The organism is Paenibacillus sp. J22P218, assembly GCF_056269195.1.
Genome location: NZ_JBWDNL010000009.1, coordinates 123,441 through 142,302, shown reverse-complemented (window position 1 = coordinate 142,302; position 18,862 = coordinate 123,441). Strand labels below are relative to the sequence as shown.

The 18,862-nt window shown below is 49.9% G+C and carries 21 protein-coding genes and 1 other annotated feature; of the genes, 20 read left to right on the top strand and 1 reads right to left on the bottom strand.

Translation table 11 applies throughout. The features are described 5' to 3' along the window. Window positions 1–70 precede the first annotated feature (70 nt). Window positions 71–526, top strand: coding sequence for a hypothetical protein (locus tag AC0YN0_RS29175; RefSeq protein WP_475824446.1), 456 nt, complete (start codon window positions 71–73; stop codon window positions 524–526). A gap of 138 nt (window positions 527–664) precedes the next feature. On the opposite strand, the gene AC0YN0_RS29170 is transcribed toward AC0YN0_RS29175, so the two are convergent. Next, a complete protein-coding gene (locus tag AC0YN0_RS29170) occupies window positions 665–892 on the bottom strand; it encodes a DUF1128 domain-containing protein (RefSeq protein WP_442051396.1) in 228 nt (75 codons plus the stop codon). Window positions 893–1,068: 176 nt separating this feature from the next. On the opposite strand from AC0YN0_RS29170, the gene yyaC reads away from it, so the two are divergent. The 19 genes from yyaC to comX all read left to right on the top strand — a co-directional run bounded on the left by yyaC (window position 1,069) and on the right by comX (window position 18,855). Continuing rightward, window positions 1,069–1,623 (top strand): spore protease YyaC, encoded by a 555-nt coding sequence (gene yyaC, locus AC0YN0_RS29165; protein ID WP_475824445.1) that lies wholly within the window; start codon window positions 1,069–1,071, stop codon window positions 1,621–1,623. A gap of 29 nt (window positions 1,624–1,652) precedes the next feature. Then, a complete protein-coding gene (locus AC0YN0_RS29160; protein ID WP_475824444.1) occupies window positions 1,653–2,516 on the top strand; it encodes an alpha/beta fold hydrolase in 864 nt (287 codons plus the stop codon). A gap of 13 nt (window positions 2,517–2,529) precedes the next feature. After that, a complete protein-coding gene (locus tag AC0YN0_RS29155; protein WP_475824443.1) occupies window positions 2,530–3,186 on the top strand; it encodes a DUF6483 family protein in 657 nt (218 codons plus the stop codon). Window positions 3,187–3,216: 30 nt separating this feature from the next. Next, window positions 3,217–4,395 (top strand): class I SAM-dependent methyltransferase, encoded by a 1,179-nt coding sequence (locus AC0YN0_RS29150; protein WP_475824442.1) that lies wholly within the window; start codon window positions 3,217–3,219, stop codon window positions 4,393–4,395. Window positions 4,396–4,517: 122 nt separating this feature from the next. Then, window positions 4,518–6,194 carry a histidine kinase N-terminal 7TM domain-containing diguanylate cyclase gene (locus tag AC0YN0_RS29145; protein ID WP_475824524.1) on the top strand — a complete coding sequence of 559 codons (1,677 nt, stop codon included), beginning with the start codon at window positions 4,518–4,520 and terminating at the stop codon, window positions 6,192–6,194. A gap of 129 nt (window positions 6,195–6,323) precedes the next feature. Further along, the gene (locus tag AC0YN0_RS29140) at window positions 6,324–7,406 is read left to right on the top strand and encodes an HD-GYP domain-containing protein (protein WP_475824441.1); all 1,083 of its coding nucleotides are present in this window, start codon (window positions 6,324–6,326) and stop codon (window positions 7,404–7,406) included. 110 nt (window positions 7,407–7,516) lie between these two features. After that, window positions 7,517–7,867: a hypothetical protein gene (locus AC0YN0_RS29135; protein ID WP_442051359.1), complete on the top strand. Its 351-nt coding sequence runs from the start codon at window positions 7,517–7,519 to the stop codon at window positions 7,865–7,867. 142 nt (window positions 7,868–8,009) lie between these two features. After that, the gene (locus AC0YN0_RS29130; protein ID WP_475824440.1) at window positions 8,010–8,879 is read left to right on the top strand and encodes a YitT family protein; all 870 of its coding nucleotides are present in this window, start codon (window positions 8,010–8,012) and stop codon (window positions 8,877–8,879) included. Between the two features lie 33 nt (window positions 8,880–8,912). Next, the gene (thiL, locus tag AC0YN0_RS29125; protein WP_475824439.1) at window positions 8,913–9,974 is read left to right on the top strand and encodes a thiamine-phosphate kinase; all 1,062 of its coding nucleotides are present in this window, start codon (window positions 8,913–8,915) and stop codon (window positions 9,972–9,974) included. Window positions 9,975–9,992: 18 nt separating this feature from the next. Continuing rightward, window positions 9,993–10,481 carry a tRNA (adenosine(37)-N6)-threonylcarbamoyltransferase complex ATPase subunit type 1 TsaE gene (gene tsaE / locus AC0YN0_RS29120; protein ID WP_475824438.1) on the top strand — a complete coding sequence of 163 codons (489 nt, stop codon included), beginning with the start codon at window positions 9,993–9,995 and terminating at the stop codon, window positions 10,479–10,481. Next, entirely contained in the window at window positions 10,478–11,314 is an 837-nt protein-coding gene (tsaB, locus tag AC0YN0_RS29115; protein ID WP_475824437.1) for a tRNA (adenosine(37)-N6)-threonylcarbamoyltransferase complex dimerization subunit type 1 TsaB, read from the top strand. The genes tsaE and tsaB overlap by 4 nt, the downstream gene beginning before the upstream one ends. After that, a complete protein-coding gene (rimI, locus tag AC0YN0_RS29110; RefSeq protein ID WP_475824436.1) occupies window positions 11,311–11,799 on the top strand; it encodes a ribosomal protein S18-alanine N-acetyltransferase in 489 nt (162 codons plus the stop codon). The genes tsaB and rimI overlap by 4 nt, the downstream gene beginning before the upstream one ends. A 2-nt stretch (window positions 11,800–11,801) precedes the next feature. Continuing rightward, window positions 11,802–12,863 (top strand): tRNA (adenosine(37)-N6)-threonylcarbamoyltransferase complex transferase subunit TsaD, encoded by a 1,062-nt coding sequence (gene tsaD, locus AC0YN0_RS29105; RefSeq protein ID WP_475824435.1) that lies wholly within the window; start codon window positions 11,802–11,804, stop codon window positions 12,861–12,863. 465 nt (window positions 12,864–13,328) lie between these two features. Next, window positions 13,329–13,586: a binding site (T-box leader), on the top strand. A 56-nt stretch (window positions 13,587–13,642) separates the two neighbouring features. Beyond that, the gene (locus tag AC0YN0_RS29100; protein ID WP_475824434.1) at window positions 13,643–15,208 is read left to right on the top strand and encodes a 2-isopropylmalate synthase; all 1,566 of its coding nucleotides are present in this window, start codon (window positions 13,643–13,645) and stop codon (window positions 15,206–15,208) included. A 23-nt stretch (window positions 15,209–15,231) separates the two neighbouring features. Continuing rightward, complete coding sequence (locus AC0YN0_RS29095; RefSeq protein WP_475824433.1) at window positions 15,232–16,044, top strand: class I SAM-dependent methyltransferase; 813 nt, start codon at window positions 15,232–15,234, stop codon at window positions 16,042–16,044. 484 nt (window positions 16,045–16,528) lie between these two features. Beyond that, window positions 16,529–17,314, top strand: coding sequence for an ABC transporter ATP-binding protein (locus AC0YN0_RS29090; protein ID WP_442051351.1), 786 nt, complete (start codon window positions 16,529–16,531; stop codon window positions 17,312–17,314). 23 nt (window positions 17,315–17,337) lie between these two features. Continuing rightward, a complete protein-coding gene (locus AC0YN0_RS29085; RefSeq protein WP_475824432.1) occupies window positions 17,338–17,574 on the top strand; it encodes a hypothetical protein in 237 nt (78 codons plus the stop codon). Between the two features lie 50 nt (window positions 17,575–17,624). Then, window positions 17,625–18,554 (top strand): polyprenyl synthetase family protein, encoded by a 930-nt coding sequence (locus AC0YN0_RS29080; RefSeq protein WP_475824431.1) that lies wholly within the window; start codon window positions 17,625–17,627, stop codon window positions 18,552–18,554. Window positions 18,555–18,681: 127 nt separating this feature from the next. Next, complete coding sequence (gene comX / locus AC0YN0_RS29075) at window positions 18,682–18,855, top strand: competence pheromone ComX (RefSeq protein ID WP_442051348.1); 174 nt, start codon at window positions 18,682–18,684, stop codon at window positions 18,853–18,855. The last annotated feature ends 7 nt before the right edge of the window (window positions 18,856–18,862 follow it).

Genomic DNA, 18,862 nt, shown 5'->3' with positions numbered 1-18,862 from the left:
ATATGAAAAACATTGCTTATTGCATAATTCACTTTGTTGACGTTACTTACAATTTATCAGGAGGATCGATATGACCGAGAAGATGATTCCGTTAGATGAGTTTTTGGAGCTGAGCACAGACGAGCAAGTAGAGAAGTTGAAAAGATGGAAGATGGATTACACGCTGAAGGACATTCGAGAGGCTTGGAATTTCAAGCATTCCGCTCAATATTATATGCTGTTGAAGAAGCTGCGCATTTACGAACGCGTAGTGAACAAATCCGATAAATTCTATCCTGTCCAGGAGCAATTATTGAACCAAAGCGGTGCAAATGGGGAACGCGGCTGGAGAGGCCAACCGTCTTACCTGCAGGAGACAAGACTGCCTGCCGACAGTTTCGACTATCACTTGAATACGACGCTTAGCGGGCCGCAGCTTGCGGATAAGCTGGAGCGAATTGCTCACTTCCTCAAGGGAGAGCTTAAGGACGTTACGATTAAGCTGTCTATTGTAGCTGCTGAAACGACGGCAGATGAGCAAGAATAGGAAGCGACCACAAAGAACCGAGGCAGTCATGTCATAACTGCGCTCGGTTCTTTTGTCGTTTTCTGTGATATATTGTCTGTTAATGGTATAAAATGTAAGTTAAAAAATGGAGACGTAATAATTGGTTGATAATAAATGCTATTTGCCCCGCAGCTTGCCTAGCTCAGACACGAGCGCTTCCACTTCGCTGATGCTGAACTTTTCTTTCGATGCGACAACATCATATAGATCTTTAATATCCTCATACTGTTCAACTTTAAAAGAAGAAGCCTGCATCGCGGCTGCGGAAGCCATCTTGAGCTTGGCTTTAATGGTCTCGATCATGAACTCGATGTTTTCTTCGGTTGGGGATTCTAGATTGTTCATCATAATGCCTCCTTCAATTGCTGTGCCGTTCGAATAGCGACACATGTCTTATATAGGTGTTTCCGACATTGTATCATTTTTTGAGACGGGATGCTCATCAATTGAAGCGAAGCCCGAAATTGGATACAATCAATGCAATACCCGAATAGAGGAACGATAGAGTGCGAGGCATTAATATGACAATTGAATTTGAACATAACGAACTTCTTGAATTTTTTCAAAGCATTTCGAAGCATCAGCCTGATCGGAATCGCATCGTATTCATCTGTATCGGTACCGATCGATCGACGGGTGATGCATTCGGTCCGCTCGTTGGAACGCTGCTTCAAGAGCGTGGTTGGCCGCGCGTCATTGGCACGCTGGCAGAGCCTTGCGACGCGCATTCCGTTTTACAGGCACAGGCATCTATAGAAGAAAGCGATACGGTAATTGCCGTTGATGCCTGTCTAGGACATCCGAAATCGATTGGAAGCTTCATCGCAGCCGCACGAGCGCTGCAGCCGGGCAAAGCGATAGGCAGACAATTGCCGTCGGTAGGACATTATAGTATTGCCGGCGTCGTGAACATGAATGGCCCGAAAGCGTATTGGAAGCTTCAGACAACGTCGCTGCACCTCGTTATGCAGATGGCGGGCAAGGTAGCCGTAGCGGCAGAGCAGGCCTGGAGTCAACCGGGGACTAAGGCGATAAGCGAAGATGATGAAACGATCAAGCTGTCTATTCCATACTAGAAACAAACGTATAGAGGAGCGTGTCTACGATGAGCAACGGAGAAGAACAACAGTTGATTTCGATAGCAAATGCTAAGGTTGAGCTGATTAATGGTATTGAGCTTGCTTATTATGACTCTTCATTGTCGTCTGCTGTTGATGTTGACAAGACCGGCAATGTAATCGTACTGCTGCACGGGTATTGCGGCAGCTCTGCCTATTGGGAACGCGTGGTTGGCGCTTTGTCGCGTACGGCGCGCGTTATTGCGCCTGATGCAAGAGGACATGGCTTAAGCGCAGCATCAGACGATGAAGTGTATGCGATGGAGACGTATGCAGGCGATGTGGCGGGATTGCTGGAGAAGCTGGGTATCGACAAAGCATGTCTGCTCGGTCACTCGCTTGGCGGTTATATAACACTTGCTTTCGCAGAGAAATATGAGGAGCGTTTAAGCGGATTTGGCCTTATCCATTCAACAGCCAAAGAAGACAGTGAGGCGGCTAAGCTTAATCGCGACAAAGCTGCGGCGTCGCTTCAGCAAGACGGAGTTAAGCCGTTCGTGGATGGACTCATTCCGAAGCTATTCGCTCCGGAGCATGCTGCGGCTAGACAAGCGGATCTCGAGCGCGGCAAGCAGATCGGTTATGCAACCTCGCTTCAAGGCGCGATCGGCACGGCTAGAGGCATGAAGCAACGTCCGGACCGTACAGTGGTTGTGAAGTCAACGTCCTTGCCGGTGCTGCTCGTAGCGGGAGCTGCCGATGGGGTCATTCCCGCGGAGAGCACGTTCTCGGCTGCTGGTGCGCATGCCGTTCAGCATTTATTGGAGGCATCCGGTCATATGGGAATGGTGGAGCAGCCGGAAGAACTGACTGCGATCATCAGCAAGTTCGCGGATACGTTGAAGAAGTAGGGAGTGAGAGTCATTGTTCCAACGGGATTATTTCATGCGGATGATTGAGCAGATGACAGAGGCTGTCGGTCAGATCCTGCAGCTCAGACGAGAGAGGAAGCAGGAGGAAGCGCTGCTTGTGCTTGATGAGCTGCTCGATAAGCGATTTCGTCTCAGCAGCAAGCTCATTCGATCGTTATCCGATGAGGATTTGGTTCGCATGATGACAACGAACGGTTTGCTTGAGGCGGATCAATTGGGTGCGATTGCAATACTTGTGCGGCAGGAGGCAGAGCTTCATGCTGAACTTGGACGAGAGGACGAGAGCTTCGTGCTGTCGATCAAGGCGCTTCATCTTTTTCTAAGGCTATCGTTAGCGGATACGGAGACAGTCATTGTGAATCCGAACGAACAGATCGCTGAGCTGCTGGAGGAGCTTCTGCCCTACGAGCTTCCTGTGCATACGAAGAAGCTGCTGTCTACATGGCATGAAGCGGAAGGGCGTTATGATCAGGTGGAGAACATGATGCATGAGCTGTTAGATGACAGGGTTCTCTCGGCAGCGGACGCGACAGACATTTATCGCCGCCTGCTGCTGCAGGACGATGAACGGCTTGTTGCCGGGGGATTGCCAAGAGCGGAGATTGAGCAAGGACTTCGCGAGCTGAATGACCAATATAAGCTGGGCTGAATAGAGAAATAGTAGGAGTGGATCGATAGTATGACAGAGCAATGGCAGCAACATATATATGATTGGATCGGCAAGGACGAGCTGATGCAGGCTACGCTGAGCGGTTTGCGCCGCAAGGATGGAAATGCAGCACCAAAGACCGTCATTCGCAAGGTGCAGCTGAAGAGCGGCATGCATTACCAATTTGAATCCCATTTCGCGAGCAAAGTGCTGCATGAGAACGTTGCGGAGGGTCAAGCTGCGGAACGTATAACTGGATTGCTAGAAGAGCAGTACAAACAAGCGCTTATTAAGACGCCTTCCGCGGATATTCAAATGCTTTTCAACAAGAAAGGCAAGGCGACGATACTGTCGAATGCTCCGACTGGAGCGGTGAAGCAGGCTAATCTCGATCATAACCGACAGAAGCAGCGCGTTATCGAGGAAGGCAACGCTGCACCGTTCCTCGTTGAGCTGGGCATTATGACTCCTGACGGCAAGGTGCATGCGAAGAAACAGGACAAGTACCGTCAGATCAATCGATTCCTCGAGATGGTGACGGATGTGCTCGATTATTTGCCTAAGGATCGCGAGCTGACGATCGTTGATTTTGGCTGCGGCAAGTCGTATTTGACGTTCGCCTTATACCATCTGCTTGCAACCCAGCAGAAGCGGAGCATTCAAGTTGTCGGACTTGATCTCAAAGCGGACGTTATCGCATTCTGCAATGAGCTTGCCGGTAAGCTTGGTTATGATAAGCTGCGCTTCCTTGTTGGCGATATTGCAGAATACGAAGAACTGCAGTCAGCCGATATGGTCGTTACGCTGCATGCGTGCGACACTGCTACGGATATGGCGCTTGCGAAGGCCGTGAACTGGGATGCTTCTGTCATTATGTCAGTACCCTGCTGCCAGCATGAGCTGTTCCGGCAGATCGACAATGATGTGCTTTCGCCGATTTTGTCGCAAGGCTTGCTGAAGGAGCGATTTGCTGCGCTTGCCACTGATGCTGCAAGAGGAACGTTGCTCGAATCGCTTGGCTACAAGGTTTCGATGCTGGAGTTCGTTGACCCGGAGCATACACCCAAAAATTTGTTGATCCGTGCCGTGCGCGGAGAAAAGCTCACCTTCTCGGATAAGAAATGGGAGCAGTATGAACAGTTCAAGAGTTTCTTACATGTATCGCCAACTTTGGAGAGAGCGCTGTCTGACCGCTTGCCTGGACGATAAGCCAACTGCAAGCCTACTGAAAGCGTTGCACACTCAAATTAGTAGATTGTCGTTCCCAATTAGATTTGATACAATGGAAGAAGATGGCTATTACGATGGATGGGTGAACCGAATTGGGATGGATGTTCTGGATAGACCCGGCAATGTTTCTCATTTTGTTCTGCTTATTTTTTTATGTTTTTTCTTCCAATTCCATTACTGTGCTGCATCGCATTTATTTATTGCTCCATATCATCTTTATGATATGGCCGATATGTCAATTTGTAGCGCAGACTACCAGCAACTCTGGATATCAGCTGTTGTATTTATCGGGCTCCTATGTTGGTCTCTCTTTGCTTGGCGTCGGTTGGTTCGTATTAACGGTGTTTTCTACAGGCCAATCGTACGTCGTTAGGAAGAGCCGTATATTCATGATGGCTATACCTGCGCTTGTTTCGGTTGCGGCAATCATAATCAACCCAAGCGGCATGTTTCTTTCCATTAACGATACAATTGAATCCGAGAAGCAGCTTCAGCATGGTCCGCTTTATTGGGTCATGATTGGACAGCTTCTCGTTTATGTGGCTGTTTCATTCGCTATTATGATCTATAAGCTTCGGACCTCTGATTCCAAGAGGTACCGGACGTTAGTTAGAACCGTGTTAATTGGACTGATGACACAGCTGCTGTTCTCACTGGCCGACCTATTCGTTAATGTTATGTTCATAGACCACTTGGATCACTATGTGCCTCTAATATCGGTCGGTATGGCGCTTACTGCTATTTATTTGGTTCACGCGATTGGCCGGAACAAAGTGTTGGATATTATCCAAATTGCCCAGCGCGATGTGATCAATACGATGTCAACGGGTATTATCGTCCTGGACGAATTCGAGACGATTATTGAAGTGAATAAGGTCATTAAGCCAATTATCAGGCTGCGCATCGGTGATAAGCTGGACACCGCAATGATTGCTGCCACGTTCAAGGAAGAAGCGGCGAAAGAGTTCGAAGCGTTCTTCAATGAGGTTCGCAACCGTCCAATGGATCGCGTGGAATTCGAGCTGGAGCTGGAGCATGATCGTTTCCGTCACATCATCATTCAGTCGGCTCCGATTTTGGACCAAAGAAGAGCGGCGATCGGCCGAGTGCTTACGTTCCAGGACGTAACGGAACTAAGGCTTCTAGTGGAAGAGTCGAATCGGCATAACACACAGCTGCATGATCGCAACAGGGACTTAATGCTTATGCAGGACGAGCTGTCTCAGGCGAATAAGAAGCTGGAGCAAATGGCGATCACGGATGGCTTGACCGGCTGCTACAATCGCCGTTACTTGCTGCTGCAATTGGAGCAAGAGGTGCTGATGAACTTGAAGTTCGGCATTTCATTCTCCATTTTCTTGTTCGATTTGGACTACTTTAAATTAATTAATGATAAATACGGTCATCTCGTCGGCGACGAGGTGTTATGCAGCACGGTCAATGCCGTGAAAGGCGCTCTGCGAAAGACCGATATACTTGCGCGATACGGCGGGGAGGAATTCACCGTATACTTGCCGCATACGAATCGCGAGCAGGCAGATCTTATTGCGGAGCTAGTGAAAGAAGCCGTTGAGAGTAACAGAGTACATATTGGAACAGGAGAGCAGTCTATCTCCGTTACGATTAGTATGGGCGTTGTGACCATTGAGCACTTCGAACCATCTGTCATTGAAGATCCGAAAGCTTACTTAAGGGAAATATTAGCTCAAACCGATTCCGCTTTATATGAAGCTAAGTACAATGGCAGGAACAGAATCGTCAAGCGCAAGCTGGCTTAATCATGTGGTCCGAAGGCAGAGCTTTCGGACTATTGGTCTTTCTTCTTATCGTAGTCAATCTGACCGATTTCTGATAAAATAAAAATCTACTAAGAGCTTTATAACTGTTGAAAGCGGGAACTGGTCGAAATGAGAAAAGTGCAAATTGAACTGGTAAAGCCCGGAGATAAACTGGCAAAACCTATTTTTCAAGAAAATGGAAGCGTACTCTTGGGCGAGGGTATCGAATTGAATGATCGCTATATCGATCGATTGCGCGGTTTGGGCATCGATTTTTTGTTCGTTGAGGACGGGAAGACGGTCGATCTTATTCCCGAGGAAACGGTCAGAGACGAGACGCGCAAGCAAGCGGTCGATGCGATCTACAAAACGATGAACGCCTTCAAGGAGCCTAACAACCTAAAGGGAAGAACGATCGCGCCGGATATGGGACGGACATTCCGCTCTGTGTTCGGGCAGATTATGTCCGATCTTAGCACGCGGCCGAACCTGCTCGTCAATCTGACAAGCATCCACTCCAAAGATAATTATTTATTTCAGCATTCGTTCAATGTTGCTGTTCTTGCCGGGATCATGGGGATTGCCAAAGGTTTTAACCGCAATCAGCTTGAAGAACTCGGTATCGGGGCGCTGCTATTTGATATCGGAATGACGAAGGTGCCGGCAAGCATCCTCTCCCGAGAAGGCAGACTGACGCCGGATGAGCATGCTCTTGTACGGAATCATACAACCGAAGGGTTCGAGATATTGCGCAAATACCACGACATCTCGATCGTATCGGCACATTGCGCTTTGCAGCACCATGAACGCTTCAACGGCACGGGTTACCCGCGCGGTCTTAAAGGAAACGAGATTCATATGTATGCCCAGATCGTTGGACTAGCTGATACATTCGATGCATTGACTTCGCCTAGGCCGCATCGTAAACGGTATACGTCCAGCGAAGCGATCGAGTTTTTGTTCGCGGCTGGCGGCACATTTTTTGATATTGATTTAATTAAGCTTTTTTGCAAGCATATATCGATTTATCCGGTTGCGACTACGCTGCAGCTTAGCACAGGGCAGATAGGCGTCGTTTCGGAAAATAACGAACTTGCCGTACACCGGCCTCGCGTTCGGATCATTACGGAAGCGGATGGCACAGAGCCGGCGTCTCCTTACGAGATCGAGTTGAAAGATGAACTGCATATTACGATTGTGAAAGAGCTGTAGCCTTTCGCAAGCGACGAATAAATATAGGTTCTGTCCTCTAGGAGCCTGACCATACGCGCTTAGTCCTCTCTGCATATGTTATTGCATATGGATGCAGAGGAGTGAGAGAAATGGCGAATAGAGTGAGGCCGCCATTTTACGGCGCGAAAGGCAAGAAAAAGGTTATCAAAAGAACGACTGGCGCGACACAGCCGCTCGGACCGTATCTGAATCGGTTGACAGTGCTTTGGGTCGATGGAAATGGCGTGCCGTTCAATACGACGGGATTCAATGCTGCATTATATCAAGGATCGACGCTCGTGCAGACTGCGTTCTTTGATCGTTTCGGGGTCGTATTCTTCAGTCGCGTTGAGACGCTGACAAGAGTTCCGTATACGGTACAGCTGTATGATAACAGCGGTGTCGTGTTCCGCACGAGGACGATTCCTGCCGGCGTAGAGGCTTTTGCGGTTATTGGTTAACATTTGTTTGGAACATGCGAGGGCCTTCCGGGCAGTACGGCAACAGCCGTCTGCTTGGGAGGCTTTCCGTTTTTTCTTTGAATATGTAGGAGGATTAAGGTAAAATAATGAGTAAAGACCGATAGGGGATGTGCGTGCGTAGATGGCAACATTGCAGCATCATAAGCTCTCCAAGCTGGACTTGCTTAGACGAGTGCTGTTCATTACACTCGGAGCTTCTTTAGTCGCAGTGGGGCTTGAAATTTTTTTGGTTCCTAACCACATTATTGATGGCGGTATTGTGGGCATTTCCATCATCGCCTCTCATTTGACGGAATGGCCGCTCGGACTTTTCTTATTTATTCTTAATCTTCCCTTCTTATTTCTTGGCTACAAGCAGATTGGCAAGACGTTCGCGATGTCTACCCTATATGGAGTATCGGTTATGTCGATCGGAACGGCGCTTCTTCACCCCGTGCCCCCACTGACTGTTGAGCCCTTTCTTGCCGCAATATTCGGCGGGGTAATTCTCGGCGTTGGCGTCGGCATGGTCATCCGCTTCGGCGGATCGCTCGACGGTACCGAGATTGTAGCGATTGTGTTCAATAAGCAGATTCCCCTTTCCGTCGGCGAAACGGTTATGTTCCTTAACCTATTCATTCTAAGCAGTGCAGGTTTCGTGTTCGGTTGGGATCGGGCGATGTATTCGCTTATTGCCTATTACATTGCTTATAAGATGATCGATATTACGATCGAGGGCTTCGATGAATCGAAAGCGGTATGGATCATTAGCGAGGAGTGGAAGGAGATCGGTGACGCGATCATGAACCGTCTTGGCCGCGGCGTTACTTATTTGCACGGGGAAGGCGGCTTCACCGGAGGCAGCAAGCGGGTTATCTTCTGCGTCATCACGCGACTCGAGGAAGCGAAGATGAAGTCGATCGTGAACGAGCTCGATCCTATCGCTTTCCTCGCAGTAGGCAATATCCATGACGTGAAGGGCGGACGGTTCAAGAAACGCGATATTCATTAACAGGCAAGAGGGGCAGCGAAGGAGTGCAAAGCATTGGATGAATTTGCAAGCATTCATCATTGGACGGGGGCGCGGCAGAGCGCCGATTGGCAGCAGCGGCGAGGCGTCGTGCTTGGGATCGGCGACGACACGGCAATTGTCGACGACTTGCTGGCAGAGGACGGCGTTGCCGCGCCGAAGCAGATGCTGTTGGCGGTTGACACGATGGTGGAAACCGTCCACTTCAATGATGTGACGATGCGCGAAGAGGATATCGGCTACAAGGCGCTGGCCGCGAATGTCAGCGATATTGCCGCCATGGGCGGCGTGCCGTTGCATGCGCTCGTGTCAGTCAGCGTACCTCGTACATGGGGGCCGGAGCGGATGCGGCGGCTGTATGACGGGTTGTACGCGTGCGCCGAGCGCTACGGGGTTGCCGTGATCGGCGGCGATACGACGTCTGCGCCGGCGCATATGGTTATATCCGTGACCGTGACGGGAACGGTCGAGGCATCGCTTGCGCTGCGCCGCTCTGGCGCTAAGCCGGGCGACGCTGTATTCGTGACCGGAGCCGTCGGCATGTCGGCGGCCGGTCTGCATGCGCTGCTTGCACAGAGGGAGGATGGCGCTGCGGAAGCTGCGCATCCCGTTATCGTGCAAGCGCACCGAAGGCCGGCGCCGTCCGTAAGGGCTGGCCGTCTGCTTGCCGCGCATGGCTCCTGTCATGCGCTTAACGATGTTAGCGATGGACTCGCCAGCGAAGCGTGGGAGATCGCCGCGGCGTCGGGCGTGCGGATTGTGCTGCACGAGACGGAGCTGCCACGAAGCGGCAGTATGGCGGCTTATGCCTCGGAAGCAGGCATAGATCCACTCGATTGGATGCTTTATGGCGGAGAAGATTACGTATTGCTGGGAACAATAGACAAAGCGTCAGCCAAAGCGACCCTGGATTCATTCCGTCAGGAAGGTATTCCATTCTTTATCATCGGCGAGGTCGAAGCTGGTGATGCCAAGGTTGATCTAGTGCGCGCCCGCGCAACGGGCAGCAGTCATAGCAATATACAAGAGAAAAGAGTCGCGCTGGAGAAGCGCGGCTATAATCATTTCGAGCGATAAAAAAAGCAGGTGACATCGATGCAGCAAAGGATAGGACAGGGCAGTTGGCTTGCCCATACCGAGCAAGATACAATCAGGCTGGCGGAGCAGTTGGCCGCATGGGCGAAGCCAGGTACGATGATCGCGCTGGACGGTGATCTGGGCGCGGGCAAGACGAGATTCTCGCAAGCGTTCGCGAAGGCGATCGGCGTTAACGGCGTTGTGAACAGTCCGACCTTCACCATCATTAAGGAATATATGGGGGAAAGCCTCCCTTTTTATCATATGGATGTATACAGGCTGTCAATGGAAGAGGCGGACGAGCTTGGCTTGGACGATTATTTCTACGGCAGCGGCGTGACGATCGTGGAGTGGGCGAGCTTAATTAAAGAACTGTTGCCGCCGGACAGGCTGGAGCTGTTCATTGAACATACAGGCGAGGAATCTAGACGCATCGCATTGACTGGGTATGGTGAGCTGTACGCAGATTGGTGTGAAGCTTTACTTGAGATAGGAGCAAGCGAATGAGATTGGAACAGCAGGATATGAAATCGATCGAAGGGCCTGTCATAGCGCTGGATACGTCGACGGCATCGATGGCAGCAGCGGTTGTTCTAGGCCATAATGTTCTCGGCGAGATACAGTCGTTAGCAGAACGCAACCACTCCGTCCATGTCGTTACGCATCTGAAGCAGCTGCTGGCAAGCTGCGGCGTGAACGAGCAATCGCTGGCCGGCATTGCGGTAGGCAAAGGACCGGGCTCGTATACGGGTATGCGGATCGCCGTGTCCGTCGCCAAGACGCTCGCATGGGTATGGAATAAGCCGCTTGTCGGTGTGTCAAGCCTGGAAGCAGTCGCTTACGGCGCATTACAGCATGGTAGCGAATCATCGCATGCATCGTTGCCTGTTTCCGGCGAGAAGTGGGTGCTCCCAATAATGGACGCAAGGCGCGGACAGGTATACACCGCGGGCTTCCGTATGACTGCAGGTGGCGCTTGGGAGCGATGGGAGAATGATGCTGTTAAGCTTATGCACAATTGGGTGGATGACGTTATTGGGCGGGCAACTGAGGTGACGCAGCAGTCTTCCTCGCCAGTAAGCCAGATATGGCTGGCCGGCGATCTCTCTCAGCACGAAGCGGAAGCAGAACGTCTGCATGAATTAGGAGCGGCGAATGGGATTGAGATCATTAGGCAGCCCTATGTACTAGAAGGGCGCTGGATTGCTTATCTAGGCCAGCAGCTGTTGGCAGCCGGTGTTACTGATGATGTTCACACCTTCGCTCCTAATTATACGCAGCTTACAGAGGCTGAAGTGAAGCTGAAAGCGAAGCAAGCGGAAGAGGGCGTAAAAGGATGAGCGTAGACGTCAATCAATTAGAATTCCGCTTCATGGCGCTTGCCGACATTGCTGCAATTGTGGCGATTGAGGAAGAGGCATTCTCCAGCCCGTGGACGACTGAGGCGTTCACGAATGAGCTGATGAACAATATGTTCGCCAAATATATGGTCATGGAATTAAGCGGTGAAATTATTGGTTACGGCGGCATGTGGATCATTATGGATGAGGCGCATGTGACGAATATTGCCGTGCGCGATGACTACCGCGGACAAGGTCTGGGAGATCTTCTGCTTGGAGAGCTTCAGCGGACGGCAGTGTTTTTTGGCGCTGCCAAAATGACGCTGGAGGTTCGGGTGTCGAACGAAATTGCGCAGCGGCTATACCGAAAGCACGGTTTCGAGCCTTCCGGCATTCGGCCGCGCTACTATTCGGACAACGACGAGGATGCGCTCATTATGTGGGCGGAGCTCGATCGTGAACGGCTGAAGACAGAGGAGCTGTAACAGTGAGTCATCTAGAGAAAAGAACAAGCCTCGGTTCAGAGGATCAGATTATATTAGCCATAGAGACGAGCTGCGATGAGACATCCGTAGCTGTTATTCGTAACGGCAAACATATATTGTCGAATGTCGTATCGAGCCAAATCGACATTCATGAGCGCTTTGGCGGCGTCGTTCCGGAGATTGCTTCCCGTAAGCATGTAGAGTCGATTACTGTCATTATGGAGCAGGCCGTCAAAGAGTCAGGTCTGACGCTAAACGATATTTCGGCGATTGCGGTTACCCAAGGTCCTGGCCTTGTCGGTGCATTGCTCGTTGGAATCGTAGCAGCTAAGACACTTGCGATGGCGCTCGATATTCCGCTTATCGGAACGCATCATATTGCCGGACACATCTACGCCAATGAGCTTGTCGCCGAGATGGTATATCCATGCATGGCGCTTGTCGTATCGGGCGGACATACCGAGCTCGTATTGCTGGAGAGCGAAGGCAGCTTCCGAATGATCGGTCGAACGAGAGATGATGCTGTCGGCGAAGCGTATGATAAGGTGGCGCGAGCTTTGCGGTTGCCGTATCCGGGAGGACCTTATATTGACCGCTTGGCAAGCGAAGCGGAGGAGGCTGTCCCGCTTCCGCGCGCATGGCTTGAAGCAGACAGCTATGACTTTAGCTTCAGCGGCCTCAAGTCCGCCGTTCTTGCTGTCATTAACCAGACGAAGATGAAGGGGCTTGAACTGAACGAAGCAGCGCTTGCCCGCGGCTTCCAAGAGTCCGTCATCGAGGTGTTGGTTACGAAGGCGCTGCGTGCGGTTAAGCAATATGGTGCCAAGCAGCTATTGCTTTGCGGCGGTGTAGCAGCTAATCGCGGGTTGCGAACTTCCTTGCAAGCGAAGTGCGAGGCAGACAATGTCCCGCTTCTTATTCCGCCGTTGCCGCTTTGTACGGATAATGCAGCCATGATCGGCGCGGCTGCGAGCCTTAAGCTGAAGCGCGGCGAATACAGCGACCTTGATCTGAAAGCCGATCCGGGCTTGTCGCTGGAAGCATGGTCGGTGGGAGCTAGCTAGCTCATTTTTTCTCATAACGAAATTGACAGATAACTTGCCGAAGCATATAATAAGCAACAAACCTTCAACAACATATTAACAAACGCAAAGATCAGGATTAGTAAAGTTCATCCGGGATCGCTCGTCAGCCTCTAAGGGCGGCGACAACAGAGAGCTGCGGGGCGGTGCGACGCAGTCGATGGAAACTTGAAACTCACCTGGGAGCGGAACAATGGAAGCGCAGGAACGATGCTTTGCTGCATCGATGTACTCGCGTGTACATCGTTACGGTTAACCTCCGTAATGGGGTGCATGGCGTCAACATCCGGAGTTGACCTATGCTTAAGGTGGATATCCACGCTCGACTAGCAGGTCATGTTGTCGAGGATTGGATGTCAACAAGGGTGGTACCGCGCGGGTTATAATAGCCTGTCGTCTCTTGAATATAGAGATGACAGGCTTTTTTTGATTTCAACAAAATAAAAATTCAACGCAAGGAGCAGGAATAGTAGAACGTAAAGCCGGCAAAGCGCAAGAGAGCTGCGGGGAGGTGCAACGCAGTCGAGGCTTAAGGTTCGAAGCTCGCCTGGGAGCGGAACGTCTGAATAGGATAAAGCGGCATGCGGCTTATCCGAATAGGACGTTACGGCTGGCCGCCGATATCGGGCAACGAGCGGGCTTGGATGCGTACATCCAGCCAATTAGAGTGGTACCACGGCAGCTATTAAGTCTGTCGTCTCTTGTATAGAGACGGCGGGCTTTTTTTTATACCCAAAAATCAACTTTAGGAGGTCATTCTCATGACAAACGAAATGAAAAAAATTCAAATTTTCGATACGACTTTAAGAGACGGCGAGCAATCCCCAGGCGCATCTATAGCACCAGAACGCAAAATCATTATCGCAAGACAATTGGCGAAGCTGGGCATCGACGTCATTGAGCCGGGCTTTCCTGTCGCGAGCCCAGGCGAGTTCGCTGCCGTGCAGCAAATATCGAGGGAGCTGCAGAACGTCGAAATTGCAGGATTTGCCCGTGCCGTAAAAGGAGATATTGACGCTGCGGTTAAGGCAACGCAAGATGCAGCGCGCAGAAGGCTGCATCTGTTCATCTCCTCCTCGGATATCCACCTGAACCATCAGCTGCGCAAGTCGCGCGACGAGGTTGTGCAGATTGCCCGTGAAATGGTCGCTTACGGCAAGCAGTTCGTAGACGAGATCGAATTCTCGGCTATGGACTCAACACGTTCTGGCCGCGATTTCGTTATCCAACTGGTAGAGGCGGTAATTGCCGAAGGAGCCACCATTATCAACTTGCCTGATACGCTTGGTTATGCGATGCCGGATGAAGTAACAGAGCTGTTCCAGGCGGTACGGAGGCAAGCCAGAGGCGGTGAGACTGTTAGATACAGCGCGCATAACCATAATGACCTGGGACTGGCGGTTGCCAACAGTATAGCCGCTATCAAAGGCGGAGCAACGCAAATCGAGGTAACCGTCAACGGGATTGGAGAGCGCGCAGGCAACTGCTCGTTAGAGGAATTGGTGATGGCCATTGAGACGCGTAAGGATGCATTGCAGGCTGAGACTAACATCCAGGTAAAAGAAATTTACGAATCCTCACGGTTGGTCAGCCGCGCAATGAACTTTCCGATTGCCTATAACAAGCCGATTGTCGGCCGCAATGCCTTTCAGCATGAATCGGGCATCCATCAGGACGGTTTGCTGAAAAACCGCAGCACCTATGAAATCATGGAGCCCGAAGCAATGGGGATCTCTCGTAATATGATCATTCTGGGCAAGCATTCCGGGCGTCATGCCATTAAGCATCGGTTATCGGAATATAACATCGTATTGACGGATGTCCAGCTGCAGGATGTGTATGACCGTTTCAAAGAGAAAGCCGATGAACAAAAGATCGTTACGGATGCCGAGCTGATTCGTATTGCCGGCGATCTGACGCAGACACAGCCAGACCCTTACGTGCTAATTGATTTGCAGGTGCAATCGGGCACGCAGCGGTCGCGCACAGCAACGGTAACGATTCGTGAGAATGAAGGAAGCCTGGAGAGCGCTTATATTGCAATTGGTTCAGGGCCGGTCGAGGCTGTTATCCATGCCATTCAACAGGCTATTCCTGTAGCGTCCGAGTTCGAGGACTTGGAGCTGCATTCGTTATCAACAGGTGAGGATGCTTATGGTGAAGCGGTCGTATCCATCGTTCATGAAGGGCAGCGTTTCCGCGGTACATCGATTCACAAAGATATCATATTGGCGGCGGCCCAGGCTTATATCTCGGCATGCAATCAGGCGGTCATGACGACAGGCAGCAGAACGGTCGCACGAAATAAGGAGCAGAAGGCGAACTGACGAGGCGAAGGGGGCGTATAGGCATGAAGGAAGTCATTGATTATTACGATAGGTTTGATGAATGGGGGCGGTTGGAAAGAGAACCACTAGAGCTTCGCATTTATTGGCATTATATGAGCCGCTACCTTCCAGCATCCGGTCATGTTTTTGATAACGGCGCTGGACCGGGACAATATGCGCTTAAGCTGGCTCAGCAAGGTTACGAAGTGACGCTCAATGATCTTACGCCTCGACTCGTGGAGCAAGCCCAACAGAAGGCAAAGGAGTTGGAGGTGCTAGGTAAGTTCAGAGGTTTCCATTCCTTCAATGCAACCGATCTAACCGGACTAGACGATCAGCAATTTGATGCTTCGCTTATGCTCGGTCCCTTATATCACCTTCAGAGGGAAGAGGATCGTTGCCAGGCTGCATCAGAGCTGCATCGCGTTACGCGAAGCGGCGGCTACGTATTCGTTGCGATGATGACGAGAACGAGACATGTTATGACATCGCTACTGTATCCGCATTCTTGGAAGCCGAACGATACGATTGAAGGGATTAGGACTTTTCTTGAAACAGGTGTGTTCAACCATCTTGATCAAGGTCGGTTCACAGGTGCTTACTTCTATAAGCTCGAGGAGATTGAGCCCTTCATGGAGGGGCATGGCTTCCAATGCGTCAAGCTGGTCGGTTCATCAAGCACGGCGGGTCTATTCCAACAAGAACAACTCGATTATTGGCGTAATCAAGGGGATTATGCGTACGATGAGGCTATAAAGCTAATGGCCGAAATGGCGGGAGAACGGAGCGTTCTAGGCCTCTCCCCTCATGTGATGTACATTGGACGGCGGATATAAAAGGATCTTTTCCCAGCGGACAGGGTTATCCACATAGATAAAGTGAATTGTGCATAACCTTGTGAAAGCCTTGGTACAACAACGTTTTCGATCCATTGTAAATGTGGGGTAAACGGGGATAGTTTTTTCACAGCCTTCTTGTGGATAATGTGGATAACGTGGACAATTAAGAAGGGAATTGTTAACAGTTACAGTCGGGCGATATTTTTCGTGAATTTATAATATGTCGAAATAGTCGGTATCGACTGAATTAACTAACAATTTATGCAGATATGTGGATAACTATGTGCATAAGTCTGATGGCGTTGTGTATCCAATTTTGGCCTCCAATTTGCGCATTTGTTGCGGAGCGCAAAATTTTTGCGGAAATTACGAGATAGGTTTTCGGTGAAAAATAGAGATGTATACGTTATCGTAAGAGTATGATTTCTATGAAAACGAGCATCTCAAACTGCGCTTAAGCGTGAATGGAGGCCAATCATAAATGGATACGCAGACAGTCATTCAGGTAAGCTCAATAAGCAAATATTATGGGTCGAACACAGCGGTTGACAATGTATCGTTTCAAGTGAAGAAAGGTGAGCTGTTCGGGATCGTTGGCACGAACGGAGCCGGTAAAACAACGTTGCTCGAAATGTTGATGGGCTTGCGAATGCCTGATTTGGGTACGATTCATGTGCTCGGACGCGATGTTTTGTTTGAGGCGGATTTGCTGAAAGAGGACATTGGCATTCATCTGCAAAGCACGACGTTGATCGATAAAATGAATGTTCGCGAAGCGCTGGAGCTGTTCCAATCCTTTTACAAACGAAAAAATGATCTCGATTTTATTATAAATCAATTCGGTTTAGAGCCTTATGTCGACAAGATGGTCAAGCGTTTATCAGGCGGCTGGAGGCAGCGTACAGCGCTTGCTATTGCACTTGTTAACGATCCTCATATTATATTTCTCGACGAGCCGACGACCGGGCTTGACCCGGCAGCCAAAAGGGATTATTGGTCGCTTCTGCTTGAGCTTAAGCATCAAGGGAAGACCATCGTAGTAGCTTCACATGATATGGAGGAGCTCCAACGCAATTGCAATCGCATTGCCGTCATGCGCAAAGGGGAATTGGTTGCATGCGATAGCCCGCCGGCTCTTATCTCCAACTTGCCGGGTGGAGGAATGACAATGGAGGCCGTATATATGCAGTATGCGGTTGAATATAAGAAAGAACAACAACATCATATTACGGATGACAGCATTAGGGCGCTCAATTTGCTTATGTAAACCTCAAGGAGGGCTTTGCGCACATGGATCATGGCGATCACACCAGTAGTCCGTCAGCCCGCAAGACACAGTTATATCAGAAGAGAATGGAGATGATATCGCGTTTAATGAATCGACCAGATGAGGAGGCGAATGACGAACAAATTAAATTAACAGCCGAAGTTTGCAAAGGGAAGAAGAAGGCAGGCATTAGGGAGCGTCTATCGAAAGCGATTGGGCTTGAAAAATGGTTAAATGTCGTTTATCGTATGTTTACTTAAGAGATTCATAGTATACTTGGTAATAAATTGTATCTCTCGGGGGCAAGCGAATGATGAACGGCAATACGTTAATAGAACAGCATATGCGGGCCTTAATCGGGCAATATTTTACGGCGGAACCGCTGTTGCGTTATGCGCTTCAATTTACGGAGGATAAGCTTAGCGAAACGATTAAGTTCGGTCAGTTGACGCTTCTCCACTATCGCATGTTCGGAGGCGCAGACCCTGTTATCTACCAAGCGGCTGCAGCGGTCGAGCTGTTCATATTAGCGTCTGATATAATCGATGATTTGCAGGATCAGGATGCTCCGGGAAGAAGCTGGATGCAGGTGCCGCGGCCGATTGCGATTCACGTCGCTACTTCCCTGTTGACGTTGTCGCAGCAGGCAATGCAGAGCTGCAAGCTTGACCCGTCCGTGCGACTAGAGCTCGTTGATCTAATGAACAGACAGCTTCTGCAAGCAGCTAATGGACAGATGCTTGATCTGATGGATCATGCTACGGATGAAGAAACGTATTTGGAGACGGTGAAATTGAAGTCCGCCTCGCTGCTGCTGTTCGCTTGTATGACGGGGGTTATTGCTGCAGGAAAGCCCTGGCAGCCGATTGTGGCCGAATATGCAATTGAGATCGGCATTGCCGCACAAATTCGCAATGATCTGCGAGATTTGCTGAGATGGGACGAGAAAAGCGATTTCTTGCAGCGCAAGCGTACGTTATTAACGATGTACATAATAGAGAGTGTAACCGGTGACGATCAATGGATTGCTGATTACTTCGAAGGCTTGCTCAGCAAGCAAGAAGTAGAACGAAGATCAGAGCTGTTCGAAGAGGCATGCGAACGATCGGGAACCCTGTTATACGGGGCAGTCATGAGTCGTATGCACTATAATCGCTTCGAGGAACTGCTGAACTCCATGCAGGAAATAAGTCCTTGGAAAGCTGAGTTTTTGCACATATTGAACGGTGAAATTGCATAAAAACAAATCACGCAAAATCTCTTTCGGTAAATACGAATCATTTTTGCGTTTTCTGTCGAATCTTTTCCTGTTATATTAGAAGTGTGTAATAAAAAATCGATTTTAATAGAGGAACGGAGGAGTTAAAATGTTGAAAGAAACGATTCGTCAGTTGGCAAGCAGTACAGAAAAAATGTCTATGGTTATGGGTGGACAAATGCAATTAGCGGGTGTTTCTGTAGCTGAACAAAAAGCTCTTTTCGGAGAACTGAAAAACAAAAACGATAAAAAAGAAAACTATCGCTTGTCGTTCTGGGTATAAGAAATAA

Bases quoted from the DNA above. Each gene is read 5' to 3' on its own strand.
- tsaB (WP_475824437.1), top strand. From the start codon at position 10,478: ATGAGATTGGAACAGCAGGATATGAAATCGATCGAAGGGCCTGTCATA.
- AC0YN0_RS29145 (WP_475824524.1), top strand. From the start codon at position 4,518: ATGTTCTGGATAGACCCGGCAATGTTTCTCATTTTGTTCTGCTTATTT.
- AC0YN0_RS29135 (WP_442051359.1), top strand. From the start codon at position 7,517: ATGGCGAATAGAGTGAGGCCGCCATTTTACGGCGCGAAAGGCAAGAAA.
- AC0YN0_RS29140 (WP_475824441.1), top strand. From the start codon at position 6,324: ATGAGAAAAGTGCAAATTGAACTGGTAAAGCCCGGAGATAAACTGGCA.
- AC0YN0_RS29175 (WP_475824446.1), top strand. From the start codon at position 71: ATGACCGAGAAGATGATTCCGTTAGATGAGTTTTTGGAGCTGAGCACA.
- AC0YN0_RS29160 (WP_475824444.1), top strand. From the start codon at position 1,653: ATGAGCAACGGAGAAGAACAACAGTTGATTTCGATAGCAAATGCTAAG.
- AC0YN0_RS29150 (WP_475824442.1), top strand. From the start codon at position 3,217: ATGACAGAGCAATGGCAGCAACATATATATGATTGGATCGGCAAGGAC.
- AC0YN0_RS29100 (WP_475824434.1), top strand. From the start codon at position 13,643: ATGACAAACGAAATGAAAAAAATTCAAATTTTCGATACGACTTTAAGA.
- comX (WP_442051348.1), top strand. From the start codon at position 18,682: ATGTTGAAAGAAACGATTCGTCAGTTGGCAAGCAGTACAGAAAAAATG.
- rimI (WP_475824436.1), top strand. From the start codon at position 11,311: ATGAGCGTAGACGTCAATCAATTAGAATTCCGCTTCATGGCGCTTGCC.
- AC0YN0_RS29095 (WP_475824433.1), top strand. From the start codon at position 15,232: ATGAAGGAAGTCATTGATTATTACGATAGGTTTGATGAATGGGGGCGG.
- AC0YN0_RS29170 (WP_442051396.1), bottom strand. From the start codon at position 892: ATGAACAATCTAGAATCCCCAACCGAAGAAAACATCGAGTTCATGATC.
- AC0YN0_RS29090 (WP_442051351.1), top strand. From the start codon at position 16,529: ATGGATACGCAGACAGTCATTCAGGTAAGCTCAATAAGCAAATATTAT.
- AC0YN0_RS29085 (WP_475824432.1), top strand. From the start codon at position 17,338: ATGGATCATGGCGATCACACCAGTAGTCCGTCAGCCCGCAAGACACAG.
- AC0YN0_RS29130 (WP_475824440.1), top strand. From the start codon at position 8,010: ATGGCAACATTGCAGCATCATAAGCTCTCCAAGCTGGACTTGCTTAGA.
- AC0YN0_RS29080 (WP_475824431.1), top strand. From the start codon at position 17,625: ATGATGAACGGCAATACGTTAATAGAACAGCATATGCGGGCCTTAATC.
- tsaE (WP_475824438.1), top strand. From the start codon at position 9,993: ATGCAGCAAAGGATAGGACAGGGCAGTTGGCTTGCCCATACCGAGCAA.
- yyaC (WP_475824445.1), top strand. From the start codon at position 1,069: ATGACAATTGAATTTGAACATAACGAACTTCTTGAATTTTTTCAAAGC.